Here is an 18,907-nt window from a genome sequence, read left to right as displayed (position 1 = left end):
TAGCTTCGGCTGGGCGCGCCGGACCTCATGCACCCTGCCCCACTCAACCAGGGCATTCAGAGCTGTAGCGTGCATGTTGTAAGGACCTGTGATCCACGGCGAACAGATGCTGTTTGACGCTGTGAGTAGGAAGCTGGAAGCCCACCCACGAAGACGAACGGCCAGCCCTGCAATCAGCGGCGGGTAACTGGCCAACACCGATGACGAAACAACCCCGGTCTGACGCCAGTAGCGTGGCCGGGGGTTTCACCGATAGGCCTTGGCAGCAGGGCCTAACGGGAAACCAACCGGGAGTCACAACGATGAACGAGATCATCAACGGCGCATGGAAGGGTCACCTCGGTAGAGGCCTTGCGCCCAAAGAACTTCAGTACCTTCTGGCCGCCGCCCAGGGCATGACCGCCAAGGAAATCGCCAGGCAGTTCGACGTTGCAGCTTGCACCGTAGCAAAGCGCCTTTCCTGCGCAATGTTTAAGCTCGGCGTCACCCGCCAGACCGCGATGATCGCCGAGGCCATGCGCCGCCAGATCATCTCGCCGATGTGCTTTGTCTTGGCGGCCCTGATCGCCATGCACGCAATGATCGGTGACGAGTCGATGCGTCGTGACCGGCGAGTGCCGGAGCGCCGTACAGCGCAAGTCAGGATAGTGCGCCGCGCCGAACAACCGGTGCTGCTCGCCTAACTCAAACCCCGAGGGAAAAGACATGCCCCCATCAATGCAAGAACGCACCGAAGGGCTCGCGGCCCTCCGTGTCCGCGCAACCATCGCTACCGGCGCGATGTACGCCATGATCGGCAAGGAACAACCTGCGCAGGAAGTTCGCTTCCAGATAGTCAACAAGGGCCGCGGCGCTTATCACGTTGTCGAGCGCTCCACCGGCAAGGTTATGGGCATGTGTTTCACTTGGAAGGCAGCGGTCAACCGCGCCCAGATGTTGGAGGCCCGCGCCGATGGCAAGAAGATCTACATTGAAGGGTGGTCTCAATGAGCGGCGTAGCGATGGCAAACCCGCGGGACACAATCAGCGACGAGTTGAACCGCCAGCTGAACGCATTCTTCGACGCCGGACGCACCGTGCAAGAGGTCGCCAAGGGCGTCAATGATGGCATCTACGGCAGCGGCCACGGCAGGAAGCTGCGTGCCGAACACGACAGCCTGGCGCTTCAACGAGCTCATGAAATGATGATTACAATAAGGTTAGGATTTGTATCTATTCAGGAATCCACCAAACTTCCGAAACGACAAGTCACGACACAACCCCTCCAAATCACCATAAATAGACTTTGCGCCAATATTTAAGCTCACCAAGTTTGAATGCATTTCTGCGATAGCATTTCTTTTAATCCTAATGGCATATGCAGCATCAGTCGGAAAAGTAGATGAAGGAGTAACTCCAATTGTAAATACGCCACTCTGATGCTTAATACGTTCATTTTTTACATCTGGATCCATAAAGCAAAACCCCATTTTCTTCGCGTCTTCAACATCTCCGAAAACGTCATGACAAAGCTGATCCGTTTTTAACCAAGGAGCCTCTCTACCCTCATGTGAAGATGGGATCATATATACTACTGCGCTGCTTTCAGATAGCCCGACATACTCGCCATCTAATACAACTCCATTTTTAAACTCCTCTCTTTGAGCTCGTGTCAATTTCGCCATAGCTGTCTTCTTGTATCGGACACCATCCAGCGCAAAAAACAAGGCCACTATAGGCGACAGACTCCAGTCTAGAAGGCGAGTAGGCAGCCCAAAATGCTGCGCCAAGGTTAAAACATCCCAGGAATTACTTAGGCTTAAGCTGTTATACCCATGCCGTTGAGAATCGAATATCGTGTATGCCTGACGCGCTGAATTCAACGCTGCTTCTTTGTCAGCAACATTACTAACATATCTACTCAACCCAGACGCGATACCCCACCGGCTGTCTGACTGCCCCCTATACACTGCGCCAGATATAGAGCCAGTCAAATTATTTATTCTTAGGATCTCGTCCAAATACTGCGTTAGCGAACTTACTTCAATTACCTCTATATAAGACTTCATGAGATCTTAGATTTCCATATCAGCTTCAAAAGACTATAAACAATACACTTTTCTTACAAACTATGCCAATCCGACAAGGGGCGACAGCTGCATTGGAAACAACGGCCAAGAGTCGAACAGACATACCACAAGGTACTGGCCTACTCCTTAGAGACCTACGATCCTAAAGAATCCAACATCCAGCTCGCCACTTCGAACGCTGCACCTCGGCGCCAGGGCGCGGTCGAGATCGGCGCAGATTTTGGCGCGACGGCCTGCCGTTGCGCCCAATGGGGCGCCTGATCTGGCCCCTTGCCGGTCACCCGTAATACCCCATCCAAATCCAAATTGCCACCACGCCGCCCAGCGACGAGGGAGCACTTACAATGCTTGCGGTGGACAAGCTAATTAAGCATCTAACATAGCAAAATCCATATTTACAGCAAACGTGTCTATCGACTGGCCGGTCGCCTCACAGTACAAAGCGAGATCACTCCAGAACGGCCAGTCACTCACCTCGTGCAACGTAAATATTAAATAAGATCCAACACTCCAGTCATTTTTCTCATCGATAGAGGCAACTGCATAAAATTGCAACCTATTACCATACGCTAAGACCTCATCCAGCGGCATCCTAAACGCGCCGACTAAATCATGCAGAGCAATAGCCCTCTCGCTCCATCCGTGCTTAATAACTACAGAGGTGTTCTTTACGCGCTGCATCCGTGCCACAACCCTCCCGAGAAAAACACGTAATTCTAGAGGCACAGATTGAAACTTATCAATGTATGTAGCGACACTTTGAAGATAATGAGCCTTATCTACATCATCTAGCGTACCCCAGCAAAATGGGTAAAGCCCATTCATGTTTCGTGGCTTCGTAAATGAATGCCCTACAGTCCAATCTTTGATGGAATCGAAAATGACCCTGCCCGGATCAGAAAACCTAAGCTCATGCTGGAGCTTCATATTCTTTAGGCGATCGACTGTATACACATTAACGTCATTCGTAACTTTATGATGCTCATGACACATCAACATCAGGTTATCGAAGCGACGACGATCTTCATTGGTCATGCAAGGATTAAATCTTTCACCACCTTTCTCAGCCGCTTCTATATGACAAATTTGCGCTATAAACACACCATCCGAATTCATAATCAAATGAGCACACTCAGGAAATGCACATAAGTTCCCTGACTTCAAAAACAACTCACGCAAAGTTCCAGAGAGTGGTGTTAGGCGCTTTACTTCCTCAGACATTCTCATCTCACATATTTCTCAGAACATACTCTGGGAGACTTCATACGCCTCTTTTTGGCAAATTGCCACAATGCCGCATCTGGCCTCGGAGGGCGGCGCATGCATGGAGAAAGCCATTAACGGAGGCAGTGACATGCTGCTTAGACCATCACTTCTTGCTGCCGCTCTCGAAGCTTCCAGAAACAAACGGCCAGCTTCCACGGTATTTCTTTCCAGACTTCGCCATCGACTCAGCAATTCGCTCCTGCTCAAGCTTCTCGTAGAGCTTGGCTCGATATTCGACCGGAGTTGCCTCAAGCAATGCAGCAAGATCGTCGAACTGATGTTTCTGTTTGTGTCGCTCGGCCCTGGTACGCCTTTCCTTTTTTGCCATTGCGAAGCTCCGCATCCGGATCCATGCCGGTCACCCGTAATACCCCAAAAAGATTGCCCCTGCCAACCTCGACGTTCAGACACCAAATACTTGGATCGCCTGAAACATAGCAGCTGCGGCGCCGAGTCCTGCTGCCGCACGATTCCAATAGGCCTGTTTGTGCAGGGTTTCTTGTAGATGAAATCGGCCTTTTTTGTCTTCGCCAATATCTAAGTCGTGTCTGGGCTCCCCCTTCGAGTTTCTCATGCTGAAGGGAACCCGAACTGTGGCCGACCTCGTCCACGCAATTGCGGACAGAAAAGCAAAAACGCAGGTAAGGGCCGGGTAGTACTTGGCGGCAGAAGAAAGAATTTCCATTTTTTTAATCCATTAACCGAGGCGTCTGCCCATGATCTCATACGGAAGCGTGTGCAGCGGCATCGAAGCCGCGACGCAAGCCTGGCACCCGCTGGATATGCGCGCCGCTTGGTTCGCCGAGATTGAGCCGTTCCCCTCGGCGGTCCTGGCCCACCACTACCCCGACGTGCCGAACCACGGCGACATGACCAAGCTGGCCGCCCTGGTGCTGGCCGGCAAGATCCCAGCGCCGGACGTGCTGGTCGGCGGCACCCCATGCCAGGCCTTCTCTGTCGCTGGTATGCGAGAAGGCCTCACCGACCCGCGCGGCGCCCTCACTATCAAGTACGTGGAGCTTGCAGATGCAGTTGACTATGTTCGAGCCATCAACGGCAAACCCGCCAGCGTCATCGTCTGGGAGAACGTCCCCGGCGTCCTCAGTGACAAAGGGAACGCCTTCGGATGCTTTCTTGGCGCGCTTGCTGGGGAAGACTGCGAGCTGCAGCCTCCAGGGAAAAAATGGCAGGACGTTGGTTGTGTGTATGGACCCAAAAGAACAATCGCGTGGCGGGTCCTGGACGCCCAATATTTCGGCCTGGCCCAACGACGCCGTCGTGTGTTCGTTGTCGCAAGTGCTCGAGACGGGTTCGATCCCGCCGAGGTACTTTTTGAGCGAGAAGGCGTGCGCCGGGATACTGCGCCGCGCCGAGGCCAGGTGCAGGACGTTACCGGAACAGCTCCTTTCGGCCCTTCGCTCCAGTGCGGAGAAGGATGCGAGTACGTCTTCCCCGAGCAGTTAGGCGCTTACGGCTGCCCGAACTGCGAAGGTGACTTCGGGCCAGCGGTATCGATGTTCGGCGGTATCCCAGCCTTCGGCGCCGGGCGCATGTCCGGCTCTATAGAAAAGGCAGGCACCCTCACCCACCACGAAGGGCGCAACGATCTGGATAGCGAGACCTTCTTTGTCCAGGACAAGCCAGTTTCAGCCCTGACCGCCAACGGCGTCGGCACATGCGGTGCTGATGACAACCAGGCCCAGGCCGGGCACTTGATCGCAGGCACACTCAACGCCAACGGCAAGGCGGCTGGTAGCGCTACCAGTCAGGACGCTGAATCTGGCCTGTTGGTGGTGCATGGCACACAAGACCCCGGTTTCAGCGACAAGCTCGCCTTTGCCCTGGGCCGGAACCGGAACAACGGTCAGGAGAATGCTCTGCTGGCCTTCACCCAGAACAGCCGCAGTGAGGTTCGGTATATCGGCGGGGATGGCCAAGTCGTTGGAGCTCTGGCCGCAGAAGCTGGTGCCCAGCAGCAAAACTATCTGTACTGCCGCGAAATCGCGCAAACGGTGACCAGCAACTACGGCAAGCAGCTGGACAACACAGACTCTGCCCTGGGCCCAAACATTGTTGCTGAGCTTTCTCCGACGCTCCGATCGGGAAACATGCGCAACAACAGCAATCCGATGACAGAAGCATCCATGTTGGTTGGCGGTTCAGCAGTTCGCCGCCTCACTCCCGTCGAGTGCGAACGCCTGCAGGGCATGGCCGACGACTACACGCTGATTCCCTGGCGCGGCAAACCAGCCAACGAATGCCCGTAAGGCCCCCGCTACAAGGCGATCGGCAACAGCAAGGCCGTCACCGTGGTGCGCTGGATCGGCCGTCGCCTCCTGCAACAACTTAAAACCAGCCCGTACGGTTGATTGCATCAGCCAATTTGACCAAGGCGGTTGTCAGTTGAATCCATTTTTTTAGATTTTTCATGTGAGTTCCTTAAGTAAGTGCAAGACCACGAGAAATGGTTTGCATAGATAAGGTGCCCAATTACTTACACGCCCTCTAAACCGCCCGGGCATGGCCCGGCAAGGACTCCCCATGCCTACAGAAAATCAAATTTGGCCTGACTGCACTGGGAATTTGGTTCTTTATCGCGAGTTCCGCCCAGACGATGACTGCGTGATTTGATGAGACGGTCCAATTGCCACTGAACACGAGGGTTAAGGAACGTCTCGAATGCTAAGCTGTATGAGTAAAATACTAAATTGTCTAAAATTTCCGTTTTTGCAAAAAACTGCAATCAACTAATACAGAGAAAACCATGGCTCAACCGACTATAAACTTAGGAAACAGAAAAACCCCGAGGAGTTTCAAAAACTGCGATGCTCCTGGCCGGTATAGTCTCGCAACGCTTGTCGGCGAGACAATCCTAAATCCTGGAGATGCTTTAGTATTCGAACAATTTATAACGGGATATGGAGAGGGGCTAGATATAAAAATTCAGTGCTACATTTCTTCAAATGTATTCGACAACTCTGAAGCACATGTACTATTAGAACTCGGCGACGGAGGAGATGGAAAAGCACAATGGGGAGTTAAAAAAGAAAATATTATAGACGACGGATTCAGGATATACCCAAACCAATATACCTTCGACAAAGGTACCGATAGAGAACGCTCTACTATTTTTGTTGACGGAAGCGAGAGAATAAATAGCGTACTTTCTGAAATACGTCTAGACAGAGCTCCTTTCACCTACAACTTGAAAACCAAGAAAAACATCAAGAGCGGCATCCACTACATTGATTTCTACATGACTTATTACAACGGAAAGGAATGGATCCTCAACAAGGAGAGAGTTGAATTCAAAATAAGAAACTTCTTTGAAAGGCACAACAAATTAATAAGCTGGCTCGCTATAACTGCGTCTATTCTCGCAATCATCAGACTCGCACTGATTCCGGCCTTACAATTTCTGTATAACCATTTCATTTAGACATCTCGAAAACTACGCTTACTTGATACAGGAGCACATGCGTGCTCCATCTAAAAAGCCTCTACCCCCTCCCCCTTCAAAGTCAGCCGCTGTAGCGGCAAGGATTCGGCATCAGGGGTAGGGAACAAATTCTCCCAACCACTCTCGGGCAATTGGGACCGCGTATTCGAGCAACTCAAGCGGAACATCCGGCATGAACAACGTCGCCTCGAATCGAAGCGTTTCATCATTTCGAAATATCTCAAACAACGGTCCGTTGTTACCCCTCCAGCACTCCATCGCAAGTCCATCATGTCCTTTGACGACGCTTGAGGCGCAACAAAATCGGTATTCAACTCCGTGTACGACCACATCGCACCTCCCTATCTGAGGAGGCAACGATACCTCTCCCCTCTATGAATTTGATAGCCGCTATAGCGGCAAGGACACCACTATGGAAATTCAAAGCGAAACCCTTGCCGAGGAAGAGATCGCGGCAATCACTGGCTACATGATCCCGTCAGGCCAGATCGCCTGGCTCAATCGAAACGGCTGGAAATATGTGCTGACCCGCTCGCGTCGACCGGTAGTGGGCCGCGTCTACGCCCGCATGAAACTAGCAGGTGTGAAACCGTCAGCAGAAAACGTCGCGGCCGAAGCCTGGTCGCTGGATCTATCAAAAGTAGGATAAGTCGATGCGAGCAAAAAAGGCGGCAAACAGGGACCTGCCGCCACGAATGATTCGGCGGGTGCGCACGCTGAAAGGCGGTAAAGAGTGGGTTGGGTATTACTACGACGGGAGGAATGAAGACGGGAAGCGGGTGGAAATCCCGCTCGGGGGTGACTTGGATATCGCCAAGGCTGAATGGGCAAAGCTCGATTGCAAGCCGGCACCGAAGAAGAATGCTCTTCTGGGCCAGGTGTTCGACCGATACGAGCGAGAGATCATCCCCGGCAAAGCGCCGAAGACGCAAAGCGATAATCTGCTGAGCCTGAAGCAGCTGCGTAAAGCCTTCACCGATGCTCCTATCGACGCGGTGACACCGCAGATCATCGCGCAGTACCGAGACGGCCGCACAGCGAACGTACGCGCCAACCGGGAAATATCGTTGCTGTCACACATTTACAACATCGCGCGCGAGTGGGGTCTCACCCAAAACAACCCTGCCGCCGGCGTGCGCAAGAACAAAGAAGCGCCTCGCGACTTTTATGCAACCGAAGAAATTTGGAGCGCTGTCTACGCGGTCGCGGCGTCGGAGCTACGTGATGCAATGGACCTGGCCTATTTAACAGGCCAGCGCCCAGCGGACGTGCTATCGATGAGGGAGGCTGATGCAGTGAACGAGTTCCTGCAGGTTGCCCAAGGCAAGACATCCAAAAAACTGCGCATACGCCTGACCGCTGCTGGGGTGCTAAACGATCTCGGCGCGCTGGTAGAGCGGCTCATCGAGCAGCGCCGAACACGCAGTGTCCGAAACCCATACCTGATCATCACCGAAGATGGCCGGCAGGTTACCAAGCACATGCTTCGCCTTCGCTTCGACGACGCACGCGACAAGGCTATCGCAACCGCCAAAGAGAAAGGCGACGGGGTGTTGGCGGCCAGCATTCGCCAATTCCAATTCCGTGATATTCGCCCGAAAGCGGCAAGCGAGATCCTCGACCTGGGTGATGCAAGCCGACTGTTAGGACACACGGACAAGCGGATAACCGAAACAGTTTATCGACGTGTCGGAGAGATCGTGAAGCCAACTCGGTGACCGCAATTTGCAACGAGTTGCGGAAACTGCCTGAAATGATGCGGAAACGATCAGCCGTTAAGATAATGGCAACACCAAACCCCAGAAACGCAAAAGCCCCGCTTTCGCGAGGCTTTCGTGTAAATCTTGGCGGGAAACCAGGGATTCGAACTCTTATATAAGGTTCAACCCAATACCTCCTCAAGAGCCATTACCATAGCTTTAAGCTGCACCTTAGTCAACATCAATGAATCCGGGCTCTCTGCCAATGAAATATTACCGTAGCTCGTCGTCGCCCCAAAGCTTGCAAAGGTGCAACTCGTTGCATGTTAAGCGTTGCACCTTAACGAGGGGAGAAACTCAGGACAAAATACCTGAGCCAAGCCCGCCACCCGGTTCGGTCTGACGATCACTTGCGGTACTTTGCAGTCTCAGAGCGTGCTCGCATGAGGAGGCGGCTCCCAGAGTTGGAGGATCAGCATTGTGAAACTCTATGCTCACCGGCTGCCCACCGCATCGTAACCTCACCAAGGACTCGATCTACCGAAACACTACTCAAGTCACCACTCATGCTCTGCAATCGCTAATTCCACATTTTGTAATTTCGGCGTCGGTCTTTTACGGAAATTCGCACAATGGATAAGCGGCCTCCGCTATAAATATAAATTGTTGACCGCTTCTCAATTCAAAAGCAAAAGCCATCAACAAACTTTTAATCAATTGCATTCGAGGTAATCGATGAGCAGCAACAGCACTTACAACTTAAGCAAAAAAATAAAGCCCCCACCACTAGAACTATACCGAAAAGCCAATAAAAAAAGCCTCGCCAGAAACCTTATAAAAACTACAAAATCAAATTAAGAGTCTACTTTTAATATACTGTTAAAAGATCACCACACGCCGAGAAAAGTGCAAAAATACCTTGACGTCAGCGCAGCCACTCCTCTTAAATGGCAGCCCTCTCATGACGGTTATTGATGATGAGTCAAACAAAAGAAGACATGCAAAGCAAAGCGACCAGGCCTTTTAGTCGAGGTGAGCTGATGCAAATAAAAGAAACTCTCGAACAGAAAGGCTCGCTTACAGACCGGTTACTTTTCTCCCTAATGCTCACAGGCATGAGGCCCAGCGAATATTTGCCGATCAAATCGCGAGACTTAGTGCTTGGAGTCGAGAAAACAGTAAACTTCAGAGCAGTTTCACTGCCAAAGCAAGACATAGATCTTGCAGTAGAGATACTGAACCTGAGGAACAGCTCAAAAAACGACTACATTTTCCCCAGCGGCTCAGCTTCAAACTCTTCGATGAAGCCTGAAGAACTTCGTAAGAAGCTTGTGAGCTGGCTGAAGGCTGCGAACGTAAGCCATGGTGGACGCTCGCCACACGTCGTACGTCGTTCGGTAATTATAGCTAAGGCAGAAGCGGCGATGCAGGTATCCAAGCGTTTCAATCCTGCCATGGGCACAATCAGCCGGAACATGACCCATCACTACGCTATCAACAAGCGCCCGCCGCAAAACTAATACGAACAGTGAAAGGGCGAGACCGGGTCAAGCTTTTAAGCTTAAGGAATAGTCTTTAGTGGGGCTTACCTACCCGAAACTCTTGCCGAAAGACAGCTGACAAGCTAGTCAATTGCCCACACCCCAAAAAATGGCGTCTTTCGCACCTCATAGCCCTGTTACGCCTACGCCTTAACTAAGAAGAAATGAATGAACAACCAACAAGTTGACTTAACTTTCGGACAGCCGTCACGAGGGAGACTGAATCCAACTAACCTGCTTCCATTTGAGCAATATGAAAACAACTGTGATATACCGCCCGAATGGATCGATCTTGAAGACGTTGAGTTAATCTGGTGGATTGTTGCCTCTAGAATTAGTAAGAAAGAGCTTAGAAATCGTTTAAGAAAGATTGCGGACAGCTACCAAGATTGTGGTTGTTTCGCATTCGCTGTAGTTGCAGACGGAGACGGTCGTGGGCGCTACCCCAGAGGGGTTGTCAATACTCTCCAATCAATTCTGAAACCACGCAAGCTGATGTGGCGGCACCCCACGGAAGATGTTCTCAGCATCCAAATGGTGATCTGGCATTTATGCATCTCTGCTGCGCTTGATTGGTGCCCTACTGAAGTTCTACCAATGAGACTTCAAAGCCTGAAATTTGAAAAAGCTTTGGACTGAGAGTTGTAGAAGACTAGATCGATATTTTCATAAAACGAAATCTTGCGGATCGTCGACACGGCAGACGTTCTTAGCCGCACTCTTCTTGACTCAAGCACCTCGACCTATCGGTAGCTTCTGGGAAAACCATTCCCTCGTTTCTTTAGACGCTATACCAATGATAAAGCATCAAAATGCCACAGCAAATTCTGCCGCCAACTTCCACCCATTACCAATCGATGTCTCGGCGCGCCACAGTGACGCCCCACATATAAATTGAAAATCCTTCGCCAAAACGGTATCCGACATGATTTATTCCCGCTGGCTTTATACCGAGCATGAGCAGCCTCACAACGATGATGGTGAGGGCGCGTACACGATTTTTTCTACACAGCAGTTATTCGGCGTTGACTGCATGCCACTCGAGGTCGTGTGCATTCAGAGATTCGTAGTGCTCTGGGAAGGACAACCTGACACAAGGGTGATCGATTTAATCGAGCAGTCTATTGCCCTGGCAGTTCTCTCCCCCGTGAAGCTTTTGCATGCGTCCAAAGGGATGCTTGTCGTGGTGTATGACTCTGTGCTTGTCGGCGAGACTTATAAGTTGTTTCACCTCGCCTGGGCGAAAATTGCTGCCGGCGCATTCTATGAGAATTGGACTGTCCTTCTAATCAAAGATACGGATGCCGGACGTGGCGTTGATGGAGGCAGGATTTTCAGACATTTTGCTCGTGACATCCTGGACGACAGCGAAGTCGGAATCGCTGAATTTACGCGTGATATGTTCCTTTTCAAAGATGACTGGTCGCCTGAAAATATCTCCGGGCCGCCTCCTGCCGATGAAGCGGACTCCGCCTCAGAGCAGCAGAGAGATTAGCCAGACCTGTTGGACGATGACTTGGATTCGTGGCGCCAGTCGGCCAAGGCGTGCGACTGAACCGTGAAACAAGGTGAAGGATCGGTAGCAAGGACGACGTTCTACATGTTCGACCGGTACAGCCTTAATATGTCTCGCCAACAGCAATAGCTACTGATGGCATGGGACAAGCAATTTCCATTTACCTCCTGGGAACAGGAGCGAAATAAACGTATCACCGCGATCATGGGGCATCCCAACCCTTTCGTGACTCAAGAACGCAGTTGGACTCAGCGCTATAAGACGGTGGGCGACGGAGTAATCAGCGGCCTTATGGCAAAGTCGGCGCAATCACGAAAACCGATATAGGTATCCCGCTCCACATCAATTGGAAGCATCATCGGTAGAGTTAAAGCCATGTTTACCATCTACCAGAAGGTTGCCCAAGCTACGACAAGGTGTCCTCGGAAAACCAGGTAGCCTTCGAGTCAGAATCCGCAGCTCGATTGGCGGACTACCGCAAAGCAGGCAACTGTAAATGAGACTGGAGACTTAATAACCATGGAAACCGAATCCCCTGCTCCGTTCCTACAATCGAGCGACACGGCAGTTCTCTTTGACGGCACATGCAAGCTCTGCAACGGGTGGGCTAGGTTCATAATCCACTATGACAAGGCTCACCGAATTCAGCTCGCTGCGGTTCAGTCGCCTGAGGGCCAGGAGCTTTTGAGGTGGGCCGGACTACCACAGGACAAATTCAACACCATTGTTCTCTTCTCAAACAACAAGGTGTCCATACGTTCCGAGGCGATGTTCGAGATTTTAGGTCGCCTAAATGCCCCGTGGCGCTGGCTCACGGCTGCACGTGTTGTACCAGCAGCAATGCGAGATTGGATGTACGACAAAATCGCGGTAAATCGCTATCGGTTGTTTGGTCAGTACGACTCCACCCACCTTCCAGCGGCAGATCACGATAGGCGCTTTTTGAAAGCAAACGTCGCAGTGGTTCACTAGACCTCAGATTCAGGCGTCAGGGTCGGTGATATATGATCGAACGCATGATCTTTTCGTTTTCCGCTTTACACATATCGCGAATACCTTCTATTGCTGAAGGGGGCATTCGCGTCTCTGCAGCATCTGCACAAAAATCCTCCATCCAGCTCAAGTTTCGCCAAAACACACCGTTTTCAATTGTATGTACACGGTGAGAAACCAGCCTTGACCAAATCAAAGCCTGCATCCATTCAGATTCTGCGGGGAGCGATATCGTTTCCCAAGACGATCCTGGGCAACCGTCAGCGGAGAACCTGGGAACGACTGATTAGTTACATTGAGTCATCCGACTCACCTTCCGCATTCGATAAGGCAGCATCCTACATCGAAGGCTATGTGCACGCGCTTGTCGATAGCGACCAGATCCACGTTTCTATCGAACGAGATCTGTTGATCATCGAGACGGTCGACGCTTGGCGATGCACCCGTACTGAATCGAACACTTCGCCTTATCTGAACGCCCAGGAAAACCATGACTTCCTTTTTTAAACGCTACGCCGACGGCGGAACATCAGACCTACACATCCATATGCCGCAGCGTCTTCTGCCCACGACCGTCAGTCATTGTCCCATCGAGGTCTTAGTGGGCCACTGGGAAAAGTATCTCGTAGATCCCTCCTCCGCTCATGAGCATTGTCCATGGGCAGCGCGATTCGTTATGGGCATGCCAGTGCCAACCTGGTCGCGCGGGCTGGAATGGAACATCGGACAGAAGTCTCGCTTCATCTCAGCAGTATGGTCAGGTGGGGATCTGGGGAGCTACCTCACGAATGACTGGTACGAATCAGAGAGCGGTGGCAGGGCACTGGCCGAAAACAGTGAAATTTTGGTTGATGGTCAGCAACGGCTTCACAGCCTTGAAGAGTATTTCCTCGACCGCCTTGCAGTCCCAGATGCACAAGGACAGCCGAGGATTTGGTCTGAGCTCGGCAACGGCGAAAGGAAACGCTTTCTGTCGACGATCTTTACCCATATGAGGGTGTCTTCAGGTGACGAGGTGGCATTGCGCAGGACATACGATCTTTGCGCGCAGGGCGTAGTGCCTCGGTCATTTGAACAGCGCGCCTTGCGGTAGTCTTCGACGCTGCAGTTGTCGTGGCATGCCCTAGCAGGGACGGCTGTCGTTAACCAAGCCCTGTCTGCGACAGGTCTTGGCCCTTCGGGCTTCCATCCTCATGCCCTTCGACCCTCCTGGTCTGCGCGCTCCGCTTGCATAATGATCAAAGTCACCATCTAGCTTGGACATTCCCTGCGGCTACCACATACTAGCTTCCATCCATCGTGGAGTGAGGCTAGCCTTGCTTGATAAAGCAGGATCAGCAACTAAGTCGTTGTGCGAACTATTCAACTCCAACGATCCTCAGATCAGTGAAGTGGCTCATATTCTGTTTGAAACAGGCCTACTAGATCTCCCTGACCGCCTAGTGACAGCTCTATTGCTGGGCGTCACAACTGATGATCCTCCCGACACATCGGATCGTGATGCATTAGAAACCCATGCATACCAGACTTTACTAGGGCGCCCTTTCTCGGAAATGGCTGCGTTCGCTGGCTATACCGAGGGACTATCCCCTTTTGACACTCACCAAGGTGTGAAGGGACTAGAGTTCCCTAGAGTCATGGTTATCCTAAACGACGAAGAAGCAGGTGGTTTCCTTTTTAGTTACGACAAACTCTTGGGCGTCAAGCCTGCTTCTGAAAGCGATGTCAAAAATCAACGCGAGGGCAAAGATGACTCCTTGGCTCGCACTCGTCGCCTGCTGTACGTCACTTGCAGCCGGGCCGAAGAAAGTCTTGCGATTGTGGTTTACACCGCTCAGCCTGCGACGGCGAAACAGCGAGTGATTGAGGCAGGATGGCTCCAGCCAGAGGAGATCGAAATCCTATGACCTCCTCTCGCAGCTAGCTGGCCGGTAACCGAGCCGGGGTTATTTCCCTGCTATGGAGTGGGCCACCTTTCGGCTTGGCAGGCTATCTATTCTCGGCAGTTTGAAACTCACTGACTAGAGCCTGCCAACTCGTTTGGTATAGACCGTTATATAGTCTTTTTCCGGCTTGATCTTACCTACAAAACCACGATCGTTGAGCGTCTGACAAAGACGAACATCAAGCTCCGAATTCGGCAACCGCACAGTTCGTTTATCCCCCAACAACTCAGCGTATCCACCGGAGAGAGAAGCCAGTATCGACGAGGTCGTAGCCCAATCGACATGAAGTTTGAGAGCCTGATGCAATAGCTCCTGCTTTTCACGTTGCGAAAGACTCGCATCGCACGCACGCGACGCAATGATGCTTCTGCAATTACGGGGCATGACGAAATTCTCGGCATTAGCTCTGGCGCATACCAATGCAAGTCTCCCGACTACATTAGCTTGGCTAGCCTCTTCTCGCTCAACCAAACCCTCCCACATCTCGGCAATATCACCAATAGGCACACTACGCGCGGCGCTGATCAAACCGACAGTCTTCGGATCGAGCTTTCGTAGGTCGACGTAGTCACGGGCATCAGCCCAGCACCTGATCAGATACGCCGCCTCTGCGTTTGGATCATTGTTGCCAATTTCCTCCAGAACCTCACCATCGAAGGGCACGAAATGAGCCTGGGCCAGAAACGCCCATCGGTCAGCCGATATTTTCAGCCCTACGAGAGACTCAGGGCCGACAGTGGTACTCCCGAAAATTTCATCCAGCGAGTCATCGTCAATCTCCGAAGCCAGCAAATAGGCTTTCAGGTCATCCGCCTCATCTCTCGCATCATCCCAAAGCCGCTGAGCTTCACGGGCGTTCCTAGCAAGGAATGCTGTAAAGATGTCTCGGATACGATCCTGTTCTTCCTTGTCAATCGATTCAGATGAAGTCTCTGTTGGCCTTACAACCATGCCGAGATAGTAGCTCCACGCAGCATTTGGGACGGAGGTCACACGGTCTAGTTCAAGAGCCTTCTCCCAAATGTTATCGGTGAACCCTTTCAAGTCATCAATCAAACATTCAGTGTGCTGGAACAAATCCTCCTGCACTTCTTGATCATCCTCTACTAGGCCAAGAATGTACCTAAGGGACTCAGTGTCTTCCCGAAGCTTACCTTGTTGCTTCATGAGCTCGAAGATGAAGTCTTCAGGAGCAATCTCAATCAATGAATCAAGTCCTGCGAGACTTAACTTTCGAAGACGCTTGTAAGTGACATCTCCCCCCTCGTCCGCAAACGTTTTCAGGATCAATGTCATCATCGGGAGACTCAGTTGCAAGCAGCCCCAGCCAATCAATTGGCCCAGCGTACTCGCACCGACCTCTGCAGTGAGATTATTGAAGCGAACAGGCTCGCGGCGAAGCCACGCCCAGCCATCGATGTTTGAGGCCATACCTGTGACCAGGTGGTTAACACCCGAGAGACTGGCGATAACTTCAAGCAACGTCTGCCGATGAGCCATAACCTCAAGTTGTTGCTGAGACAACGCGTCCATGATCCCGCACACCAAAGCCTGTCGAGCGTCAGCCTCATTAAATCGCTCAGTGCTCAAGATCACGGCGAACAACTCAGGGGCGAGTGCATGCAAAGCGCGAACGAGCGATAACCTAGCATCCCCTGCAAGGATGATGGATACAGCCTCAGCCAATCGGCCCGCATTCTGGTGGCCGCTTTGCAGGATGACGTCCAGCTTTTGCGTCCTTGTGTCGGACAACTCAGTGAGTGGCGCAGATAGTGAGAGTTGGACAATTAGGTCAGCGATAATGCCTTTGCCATCCCCGAGAGCATCGTGCTCCAATTTGGCGGCCACTCGCTCAGGATTCCGGACTGGCGAGGCGACGTCGAGGGTGGCACGGCGCCTGAGTGCGAGAATCAGATTCTGATCGTCGCGAGTCAGCGAGCCTTCGTAGAAAAATCCAAGATAATCTGTGTAATCGGTATCGAGGTAGCCAGCGCGCATTAGGTAAACGACGATCTCCATTCCTGCCAGCCGCTGGTCAATGATTGCTCCATAATCACCACGGGCAGCTTCACGGAAGGAAATCGTCTTGATCTCGGTCAGCTTCCTTTCTGCCGCCCCAATGGCCTCATCCATTGACTTTATGGACTGATGAATCCATGCGAGACGCGTACGATAGGATGCCTGTTTAAGCGCGTCATTTGGACGAACAATATTTCCAACTGGGTTGTGATGCGCCCACTGTGAATAGAGGGTGGCTTTGAGTTGCTCAGCCTCACAGATTCTAGTGAAGACGTCGTCCTGTAGAAATTCGTTGAGGCTTACCCGCTCAGAACCGTTTACTAAAACATAATTTGCACCGTCTATTCCGCTCGCCCTCAGCACCTCGAACCAGACACTTAACCTAAGATCGATTACGCGCTCATCACCGTGTTCCTCACGCCGGGACTTATCTTCGATTAATCGTTCGAGCTCAGCGAGTGCCTGCGATGGTTGGTTAGCCCAAGCAGACAACCCCGTGAGCAAGCTGTACACCTTCCCTCTCCGCTTAACCAGCTCTGCAAATTCTTCCGGGTAGAGGTTCCTGAGCACCACGATGGCAAACAACTTGTTTTGATCCAGCTTGAGGCCACCTTGGGACAGCAGGCTCGCAAAAATGTCGTACTCATTGACGATGTTCTTTATCAGCCGCATCTCATCTATGTAATAGCAGACGGTCTCCACGAGAATTGGGTCAAGATCATTACCCAGCTTTTTGCCATCAACAGCCCGAGCCATCATGAGCTCTTGAAGCTTCTCCCTTGAGTTTTCAGAATTGACGACAGGGATCACCGGGATAATCAGATCAAAAAATTTCGTCTTGTCGGTGACGGTAAACAGCTCGTCACGAATAGCGTAAATGAAGTGAACAGGTCGAATTATTTGGGGCGAGTGCCGGATAGTGAAGTTGATCTCGCGCAAGCGAAAAAATATTTCCTGAGTTCCAAAACGATCCAGATCCTCAATCACCACGACGCGGACATCGCTTCGTTCAAAGCAATAGATAATTTCATCTACGTTCTTGTGGAGTACGGATCCGTGATTCACGGCCTCGAGCTTTCCACCCTTCAACGTTAAGCCGTCGATACTGAACATAGATAGAAATTTGAGTCCCGAGTAGAGAAGATACAAACCACCCAGCCCCGTTACCGAGACTGCCAGCCAACCCGGGATCATTAACAGGCTCGTTAGCAACCAAGCAGGATCTAACGTAGGTATCTCCTTCAATGTAGGGACATAAAGCCGCAGGCACGCAATGAGCATTACTCCCCAAAAAATCGTGCGCCTAGCGATGCTACGCCCTGATGTCTGGACAATTCGCTTGAGCCTGGTTTTGGGTACGCGTGCAGTTGGCACGGCGTAAAGCAGCTGCTGGACAATCGTTTCCTCGATCCTTGCGATCAAATCGCTTGAGGTATTACTCTCGCCGGAATCCTTTACTGACTGGGAGCTTCTGGCTGAAGTCTCAGAGCGTTCCGCGTCCGAAACCGTCAACGGTGGAGGTGCATCTTTGCTGAATGTTGCGAGTGAAACATAAGCCGTTTGAAATTCTGGATGCCGCTCAAAAAAGGTCTTCAGGACACTGCTCTTACCTGCCCCATATCCACCAGTAAGTGCGATGTTCAGAACCTCATCCTTTCCCAGTGCGCCAAGCAATTCGCGTTCATAGCGATCAAAGTGGTCACTATCGATGAGGACTGGTGTGAGTGGCTCAAAAGAACCTGGCGACGAAGATGCGGAGCACAGAGACTGGAAGATGCGGATCCCTTCTTTAGCAGCAACCAAAAAAGCGGCATATTTTAGTTTGATACTGGCTGACAGTCCCTGTGACATAGGCAATCCTGGTTTTAGACACCCATACCTTCAGGCTTGGGCATCTGCAAAGTAATTGAGCACCAGTTAGGCCGGCGCCATCTTCTATAGCGGCTATATGCCATATTTACTAGGCTCTGAGCCAGCAATCCTTTAGAAGCCTAGATATTCAGCATCTCGCGACCCAATGGTGACATTTGTTCTTCCAGCTTTGCTCAGGAACGACATCAAACCCATGGCTCGCATAGGACAGCGGAAATGAAACAGCCTCGGTTCGACTTTGACCTCAAACGTGTCGCGCGCGAGCATTACATAACAGGCCAGTCAGCCATCAACTTTCCACATGCTGGAAGCATCACGGGTGGGTGGCACTTCCTTTCTTATTTTGATCGGGAGTCCGGCGTGGCCAAGATGTCATTGGCAGGCATCCATTATCCTGACACCACAGCCTATTTTGGCGACCTCGGCATCACTGGCGTCACTGATCAGCTAGCTGAGCGTGGCTGGATTGTTGAAGGAAGGCGTCTGTTAACAGCGGATCACTACCCAGCACGCAGAAGTGCCAGT

General features: G+C 51.7%; 16 protein-coding genes and 3 pseudogenes. 14 read left to right on the top strand and 5 right to left on the bottom strand.

All coding sequences use genetic code 11. The features are described from left to right. Positions 1–302: 302 nt before the first annotated feature. Positions 303–683 carry a LuxR C-terminal-related transcriptional regulator gene (locus AOA59_RS29630; protein WP_099489931.1) on the top strand — a complete coding sequence of 127 codons (381 nt, stop codon included), beginning with the start codon at positions 303–305 and terminating at the stop codon, positions 681–683. Positions 684–717: 34 nt separating this feature from the next. Next, positions 718–990 (top strand): hypothetical protein, encoded by a 273-nt coding sequence (locus AOA59_RS29625; protein ID WP_256593147.1) that lies wholly within the window; start codon positions 718–720, stop codon positions 988–990. Between the two features lie 209 nt (positions 991–1,199). On the opposite strand, the gene AOA59_RS29615 is transcribed toward AOA59_RS29625, so the two are convergent. From AOA59_RS29615 to AOA59_RS29595, 4 genes are all read right to left on the bottom strand, one after another. Then, positions 1,200–2,048: an FRG domain-containing protein gene (locus tag AOA59_RS29615; protein WP_099489928.1), complete on the bottom strand. Its 849-nt coding sequence runs from the start codon at positions 2,046–2,048 to the stop codon at positions 1,200–1,202. Between the two features lie 387 nt (positions 2,049–2,435). After that, a complete protein-coding gene (locus AOA59_RS29605) occupies positions 2,436–3,290 on the bottom strand; it encodes a hypothetical protein (protein ID WP_143522866.1) in 855 nt (284 codons plus the stop codon). Positions 3,291–3,438: 148 nt separating this feature from the next. Further along, on the bottom strand, positions 3,439–3,663 hold the full coding sequence (locus AOA59_RS29600; protein WP_143522865.1) for a hypothetical protein: 225 nt from the start codon (positions 3,661–3,663) through the stop codon (positions 3,439–3,441). 75 nt (positions 3,664–3,738) lie between these two features. Then, positions 3,739–4,020, bottom strand: a complete 282-nt coding sequence (locus AOA59_RS29595; protein ID WP_099489925.1) for a hypothetical protein — start codon at positions 4,018–4,020, stop codon at positions 3,739–3,741. Between the two features lie 31 nt (positions 4,021–4,051). Here AOA59_RS29595 and AOA59_RS29590 point away from each other — a divergent pair, with 31 nt between their 5' ends. The 11 genes and pseudogenes from AOA59_RS29590 to AOA59_RS29535 form a co-directional block, all read left to right on the top strand. After that, positions 4,052–5,602 carry a DNA cytosine methyltransferase gene (locus AOA59_RS29590; RefSeq protein ID WP_256593146.1) on the top strand — a complete coding sequence of 517 codons (1,551 nt, stop codon included), beginning with the start codon at positions 4,052–4,054 and terminating at the stop codon, positions 5,600–5,602. Between the two features lie 497 nt (positions 5,603–6,099). Then, on the top strand, positions 6,100–6,774 hold the full coding sequence (locus tag AOA59_RS29585) for a hypothetical protein (protein WP_099489924.1): 675 nt from the start codon (positions 6,100–6,102) through the stop codon (positions 6,772–6,774). 433 nt (positions 6,775–7,207) lie between these two features. Further along, the gene (locus tag AOA59_RS29575; RefSeq protein WP_099489922.1) at positions 7,208–7,444 is read left to right on the top strand and encodes a DUF4224 domain-containing protein; all 237 of its coding nucleotides are present in this window, start codon (positions 7,208–7,210) and stop codon (positions 7,442–7,444) included. 4 nt (positions 7,445–7,448) lie between these two features. Beyond that, complete coding sequence (locus AOA59_RS29570; protein ID WP_099489921.1) at positions 7,449–8,513, top strand: tyrosine-type recombinase/integrase; 1,065 nt, start codon at positions 7,449–7,451, stop codon at positions 8,511–8,513. Positions 8,514–9,472: 959 nt separating this feature from the next. Continuing rightward, positions 9,473–10,015 (top strand): tyrosine-type recombinase/integrase, encoded by a 543-nt coding sequence (locus tag AOA59_RS29565; RefSeq protein WP_158235282.1) that lies wholly within the window; start codon positions 9,473–9,475, stop codon positions 10,013–10,015. A gap of 189 nt (positions 10,016–10,204) precedes the next feature. Then, a complete protein-coding gene (locus tag AOA59_RS32190; protein WP_143522864.1) occupies positions 10,205–10,675 on the top strand; it encodes a hypothetical protein in 471 nt (156 codons plus the stop codon). A gap of 286 nt (positions 10,676–10,961) precedes the next feature. Next, on the top strand, positions 10,962–11,531 hold the full coding sequence (locus AOA59_RS29560; protein WP_099489919.1) for a hypothetical protein: 570 nt from the start codon (positions 10,962–10,964) through the stop codon (positions 11,529–11,531). Positions 11,532–11,606: 75 nt separating this feature from the next. Beyond that, positions 11,607–12,052 (top strand): annotated as a pseudogene (locus tag AOA59_RS33710) (endonuclease); the annotation flags it as partial. Between the two features lie 19 nt (positions 12,053–12,071). Further along, a complete protein-coding gene (locus AOA59_RS29550) occupies positions 12,072–12,524 on the top strand; it encodes a thiol-disulfide oxidoreductase DCC family protein (RefSeq protein WP_178076316.1) in 453 nt (150 codons plus the stop codon). 511 nt (positions 12,525–13,035) lie between these two features. Continuing rightward, complete coding sequence (locus tag AOA59_RS29540) at positions 13,036–13,638, top strand: hypothetical protein (RefSeq protein WP_099489917.1); 603 nt, start codon at positions 13,036–13,038, stop codon at positions 13,636–13,638. Positions 13,639–13,852: 214 nt separating this feature from the next. Beyond that, positions 13,853–14,452, top strand: a pseudogene (locus AOA59_RS29535) (hypothetical protein); the annotation flags it as partial. Between the two features lie 114 nt (positions 14,453–14,566). Here AOA59_RS29535 and AOA59_RS29530 read toward each other — a convergent pair. Next, positions 14,567–18,361, bottom strand: coding sequence for a hypothetical protein (locus AOA59_RS29530; protein ID WP_143522863.1), 3,795 nt, complete (start codon positions 18,359–18,361; stop codon positions 14,567–14,569). Between the two features lie 237 nt (positions 18,362–18,598). Between AOA59_RS29530 and AOA59_RS29520 the strand changes: the two are divergent. Then, positions 18,599–18,892: pseudogene (locus AOA59_RS29520) on the top strand (hypothetical protein); the annotation flags it as partial. Positions 18,893–18,907: the final 15 nt, after the last annotated feature.

This window comes from Pseudomonas sp. 2822-15 (genome assembly GCF_002742515.1).
Lineage (GTDB): Bacteria > Pseudomonadota > Gammaproteobacteria > Pseudomonadales > Pseudomonadaceae > Aquipseudomonas > Aquipseudomonas salomonii.
Note: the sequence above shows the minus strand (reverse complement) of the source record. Positions and strands in the feature narration are given on the sequence as shown.